At 47.6% G+C, this 5,867-nt stretch carries 5 protein-coding genes; 2 read left to right on the top strand and 3 right to left on the bottom strand.

Features of this window, described 5'->3' with window-relative positions:
* Positions 1-1,620: acetolactate synthase large subunit (locus tag VK080_RS15380; protein ID WP_324225656.1), on the top strand; the 1,620-nt coding region annotated here is incomplete at its 5' end.
* Between the two features lie 25 nt (positions 1,621-1,645).
* Entirely contained in the window at positions 1,646-3,079 is a 1,434-nt protein-coding gene (locus VK080_RS15375; protein WP_324225655.1) for an aldehyde dehydrogenase family protein, read from the top strand.
* A gap of 471 nt (positions 3,080-3,550) precedes the next feature.
* Here VK080_RS15375 and VK080_RS15370 read toward each other — a convergent pair whose 3' ends face one another.
* The 3 genes from VK080_RS15370 to VK080_RS15360 all read right to left on the bottom strand — a co-directional run.
* Positions 3,551-3,841, bottom strand: a complete 291-nt coding sequence (locus VK080_RS15370; RefSeq protein ID WP_324225654.1) for a hypothetical protein — start codon at positions 3,839-3,841, stop codon at positions 3,551-3,553.
* Between the two features lie 65 nt (positions 3,842-3,906).
* The gene (locus tag VK080_RS15365) at positions 3,907-5,073 is read right to left on the bottom strand and encodes a TraB/GumN family protein (protein ID WP_324225653.1); all 1,167 of its coding nucleotides are present in this window, start codon (positions 5,071-5,073) and stop codon (positions 3,907-3,909) included.
* Between the two features lie 205 nt (positions 5,074-5,278).
* On the bottom strand, positions 5,279-5,867 hold a 589-nt coding region (locus tag VK080_RS15360), incomplete at its 5' end, for a YpjP family protein (protein ID WP_324225652.1).

Raw genomic sequence — 5,867 nt, 5'->3', positions numbered from 1 at the left:
GAATTGCTCGTCAAATGTCTTGAACAGGAAGGTGTGGAATACGTTTTTGGCGTCCCCGGAGAGGAAAATATCGATCTGATGGATGCCATTTATGATTCGGATATTGATTTTATTGTTACACGGCACGAAACAAGTGCTGCCTTTATGGCCTCGACATACGGGCGGTTGACCGGCAAGCCCGGTGTCTGCCTGGCAACACTCGGCCCGGGTGCAACGAACCTGATGACCGGGGTCGCCAACGCCAATATGGATCATGCACCGCTTGTCGCCATTACCGGTCAGGCCGGACTCGACCGCCAGCATAAAATTTCCCATCAGTATTATGATTTGATCAACATGTATGAACCGGTAACCAAGTGGAATGCCCAGATCAAATCAGCCAAAATTACGCCGGAAGTTGTCCGCAAAGCATTTCAGGTTGCCGGTCAGGAAAAGTGGGGCGCGACACACATTGATCTGCCGGAAGATGTCGCCAGCCTGGACGTCGATGAGACGACACCACTCGCGCCGAATGAACGCCCGCATACCAAAGCCAATGAAAGCATTATTGAGCAAGCTGTCAACATGATTGAACAGGCAGAAAACCCGCTCATCCTCGCGGGCAATGGCATCAGCCGGCAGCAGGCGACCGAGGAATTTCGGGCGTTTGTAAATAAAGTACAGATCCCGGTTGTCCATTCGTTTATGGGCAAAGGTGCCATTTCCTGGGAAGATGATCTGAGCCTTCTTACAGCTGGAATCGGCGGGAACGATTACATTACGTGTGGCTTTAATGATGCTGATCTGATTTTGACGATTGGGTTTGATATCGCGGAATACCCGCCGAAAAACTGGAACCGCAGCAATACGCCAATCATTCACGTTGACACCGAGGAAGCTGAGACCGATGCCAATTATCCGGTAGCGCTCAATATTCTGGGTGACATCCCGGCAAACCTGCAACAGCTCGGTGAAAATATCAGCTCCCCGGACCGGGATATCAGCTGGGTTTCCAATGTCCGAAAGCAGGCACTCGATGAATTGGAGGAATTTCAGGAAGATACGCACTTCCCTGTGAAACCGCAGAAAATCATTTTCGATCTGCGTAAGGTTTTAAACGAAGACGCGATTGCCATATCGGACGTGGGTGCCCATAAAATGTGGATGGCCCGCATGTATCACACCCATCAGCCGAATACATGCCTGATTTCCAATGGTCTTGCCTCAATGGGCGTTGCTGTACCGAGTGCGATTGCCGCTAAAATGGTACACCCGGAGCGTAATGTTGTCGCCGTTTGCGGTGACGGCTCGTTTCAAATGACCGGCGCTGAACTGGAAACAGCCAAACGGCTTAATCTGCCCATCATTGTGCTGATGTGGCGCGATGACGGCTATGGTCTGATCGAATGGCATCAATTGAAGAAATTTGAACGGTCATCCTATATCAAGTTCGGCAATCCGGACTACCAGCAGCTTGCCGCATCGTACGGCTTTGAGGTGATGACCATTACAAAAGCAGACGAACTGAAACCATCACTGGAAAAAGCTGCCGCTATGAACGAGCCGGTCTTCATCGATTGTCCGGTTGACTACAGCGAAAATATGAAATTGACCGAAAAACTCGGCGAGATTATTTGCTAAAAGTTTAGAAAGGAGGCCATTTGTTATGATAGGATCGATTATTAATGGAGAAGAGATTAACACGAGCAATGATTCAATCGAAGTCAAAAATCCGTACAACGGGGAAAAAGTAGAGGAAATTGCCCTGATGAATGATGACGAATTTGAACAGGCCGTCACCAATTCATATGACACATTCCACAAGACGATGAAAGATATGCCGGCACATGAGCGTTCAGATATATTGCGCAAAACAGCCGACTTGATGGAAGAACGTGCGGATGACTTTGCCGAAACTATTATGAAAGAGGCCGGCAAACCGATCTTTTTCAGCCGCGGTGAGGTCCAGCGTGCGATTCAGGTGCTTCGTTTTGCCTCCGAGGAAGCGAAACATATCAGCGGAGAAGTGATTCCGATGGATGCAGCGATTGATGGGGATGGACGCCTCGGATTGGTCAAACACATCCCGCTCGGAGTCGTAGCAGCCATCACGCCATTCAATTTCCCGCTGAACCTTTCATTGCATAAAATTGCGCCAGCCATCGCAGCAGGGAATACCGTTGTTTTCAAGCCCGCGGAAAAAACACCCGTATCCGCACACAAATTGGCTAAACTGTTTCATGAAGCGGGGTTGCCTGCTGGGGTGCTGAACCTTTTGATGGGAACCGGAGAAATCGGTGAAAAACTGGTCACCCATGATAGCGTGCACAAAATATCGTTTACCGGGAGTTTGCCGGTTGGACGGTCCATCAAAGAATCAGCAGGCTTCAAAAAAGTCACACTTGAACTGGGATCCAATTCGCCAAACATCATATTTGATGACGGAAACATTAATGAAGCAGTCAACAAGCTCGTCAAGGGTGCCTTTTCCTTTTCCGGTCAAGTGTGTATTTCGGCACAGCGCATTTATGTGCAAAAATCAATCTATGATCAATTTCTGAAAGAATACATTAAGGCGACTGAAGACCTGACAATTGGCGATCCGGCATCAGACGAGACAGATATCGGGCCCATGATCAGTGAAGAGGAAGCCAAGCGGGCCAAACAGTGGATCGATGACGCAGTCGAAAATGGTGCAAAGATAGCAACAGGCGGCGAGCGGGATGGCACGGTATTAAAGCCGACCATCATGACTGAGGTCGAAAGCAACATGAAAATTATCGCAGAGGAAGTGTTCGCGCCGATTGTATCGGTCATTCCCTTTGACACGGAACAAGATGTGATCCGCTACTCGAATGATTCCATGTACGGGCTGCAGGCGGGTGTTTTTACCAAAGATGTCGACCGGGCATTCCGGGTAGCTGATCAGCTTGAGATGGGCGGTGTCTGGATCAATGAAATTTCAACCTACCGCCAGGACAATCATCCATACGGCGGCGTTAAACAAAGCGGCGTCGGACGGGAAGGCGTCAAATATGCCGTTGAGGATATGACTGAACCGAAATTTATTGGGTTGAAGCTGAAAGAAGAGCAGGATTGAAAAGCTTAAGGGGGACTCCTTAAGCTTTTTGTGCTTCTGTGCTGTCCGTTGGCGCATTTGGATTTTTGTCGGGTCCCGCGAAATTGGTTGTCTGCCGCGAGAATTTGATAGATGAAAGGTCTAGAGCCTTCTATGCGACGTTTTGACTGGGTTCAATGGGCAAAAGAGCGTTTAGAAGCATTCTATGCGACATTTTGACTGGGTTCAATGGGCAAAAGGGCGTTTAGAAGCACTCTATGCGACGTATTGACTGGGTTCAATGGACAAAAGGGCGTTTTCGTTTTGGAGGCTCTAACGACGGTTGTAGCTTGGCTTGCTGCTCCGCTAATTGGCGGGCGTATGGCACGAGGCCGCGACATGGGTATCGCGTGAAATTTCCGCGCGATGGGACCTCGAAGTTGTGCGAACTGGACCGCCTGCTGCGCAAAATTTAAATCAATCAGAAGGCTCCCGCCATCCGGAAGCCTTTGTTTAACGCTGATTTTGTATTGTTTCCCGGAACGCTTCAATAAAGCGTTCCGGCGATTTATTTACCGTATAAACATTGACGCCTTTACTGGTGTGCAAATACAACAGACCGCCTTTTTGACCGACAGGACGGTAGGACATATCCCAGACATTTTCAATGGAAAATTCATGATACCTGCTCACAATTCTGTCACTGTACAAATACAGTATGCGATCGTCTTCAACATAATACTGCCCTGTATTCGCAATTTGCCGCTCCACTTTGACATACGGCTGTTCAGCAATCAGCTTCATAGAAATTTTCCCCCTGATACTTTAAAGTGGATATTCAAAAATCATCCTCCTTTTAAACACACACTTTAAAGATTCTCCAGGAATACCCGGATAACATCTGCACCGCCAATGAATGTTCCAATCGAACTGCCGATATTTGCCATCACTACAATCAGAAGAATCCGCGTCACTTTGTTATGCCAAAATCCTTTCACACTATAAACATCTTCGGATAACTGTTCAAAATCACTGACATGCGGCTTACGGATTATGGCCTGAACAATGCCGGCAAACCAGCCTGCTGCAATCAGCGGGTTTAATGATGATATCGGTGCCGCAAGAAAAGCGGTCAAAATCGTTAATGGATGCCCCAAAGCGATGGCTGTTCCAACTGCCGACAAGCTGCCATTCCATAGGATCCAACTGACCGTTTGCTGCCAGCCGGCTGACGGATTGTTGAAAAAGGTATACGCAATGATGGATATGATCAAAATCGGGATCGCCCAAGCGATAATTTTGGGCGCCTTTGACTTGGGCGGTCGTGTACTGAGCCGTTTCAAATCGTGCGTCTTTTTGATTTCATTGGTGATCCCCGGAACGTGTGCAGCACCAAGGACAGCAGCAACTTTTTTACCCGGCGCTGTCCTGATTTTTTCGGAAAGGTACTGGTCCCGTTCATCGATCAACGGTTTCTTCAGCCGCGGGAAATGTTCGGTAAACTCCTCCAGCATACTGTCGAGCATATCCCTTGATTTGAGTTTTTCCAGTTCCTCTTCGGAAATCGTCTCCCGGCTGAAAATGCTGCCGAAAACCTGCATCAAGAGCATTGCTTTACCTTTAAAACCAATGTTTCCCCAGATACGGGAGAAGGTGACTTGAATATCGCGGTCGGCCAGCACCAATTCCGCGTTGATTTCTTTCGCTGATTCAATCCCTTGAATCATCTCCTGGCCAGCGTTGATGCCGAACTGTTTGGCCATGCGTTTCTGAAAGGAAGAAATAGCCAAATTCATGAGCAGTAATGTGGCCTTTCGCTCTTTGATGACCTGGAAAATGTCCATGTCCTTCCACTTATTACCTTCCGTGACGGACTTGTACCGCTGCTTATCCAATTCAACGCAGACAGCATCCGGCTGTTCCGCCTCAATCACTTCCTTGACCTGTTCGGCACTGCTTTTGGACACGTGCGCGGTTCCAATCAGTATGTACTCTTTATCATCCAGATAGATTCTCGTAATATTTTCTTCGGACATATCGTAAACTCCTGTTTTAGTTAATAACGGTCCGTACCGCAGATGCTTTAAATTTTATTTTATCATAGTATATGGTTAATTTCTTTTCATCGCAATGGTGTCCGGGTGTATGTCAACTGCTGATTCATGCACAATTTTACAAATTAATGAAAAAACAGCGATCATAAACAAACAAAAAGCCTGGTGCAAGACCAGGCTATTTTTGCTAAGCCATCCACTTCGGCGGAATATTTTTATCCCAGTAAATTTCCCCGATGTCGTGATGTTCTTCAAAACCGTCACGACTCAAATGATAATGAAAATTAAACCAGTATCCTTCCATCGGCCGGTTTTCGCGCCTGACATCGAATCGGGCAATATCTTTTCCGGTCCGTTCGTCATAAATATTGAAAATTCGCTCACCAAAACCATCGGACGGCCGTTCCGTAATGCTGAAATATTGAAAATCATCCTTATCCGTATCGTCCATAATCAGATGAAGTGCTTCTTCCACTTTCGGCAAAATAACAGTCTGGAACTCATCTTCAACTTTGGCGGTAATCCGTGGCCCCATTTTCATAAACGTCTGTTCTTGCGCTTTTTCGCTTAAGGCAAGCAACGGGTCGGCAGCTGGGATTTCGGCCTGAATTTCAGATGAGTCTCTGTCCAGGACGGGCTGTCTACCATGTTCCGCTGCTCCGTTCTTACCGGACGTGTCCGCGTCAGCCGTCTCTTTGCTTTGCTCTGCATCGACATCAATATTGATTTCTGGAATATATAAACCGAATGTGACAACAGCCACGAGTGCCACAGCT

Origin of the sequence: Lentibacillus sp., from assembly GCF_035301925.1 — a bacterium.
In the GTDB taxonomy this organism is placed as follows: Bacteria; Bacillota; Bacilli; order Bacillales; family Amphibacillaceae; genus Lentibacillus.
Note: the sequence above shows the minus strand (reverse complement) of the source record. Positions and strands in the feature narration are given on the sequence as shown.

Coding starts and splice junctions, on each gene's coding strand:
- VK080_RS15375 (WP_324225655.1), top strand. CDS start 1,646: ATGATAGGATCGATTATTAATGGAGAAGAGATTAACACGAGCAATGAT.
- VK080_RS15365 (WP_324225653.1), bottom strand. CDS start 5,073: ATGTCCGAAGAAAATATTACGAGAATCTATCTGGATGATAAAGAGTAC.
- VK080_RS15370 (WP_324225654.1), bottom strand. CDS start 3,841: ATGAAGCTGATTGCTGAACAGCCGTATGTCAAAGTGGAGCGGCAAATT.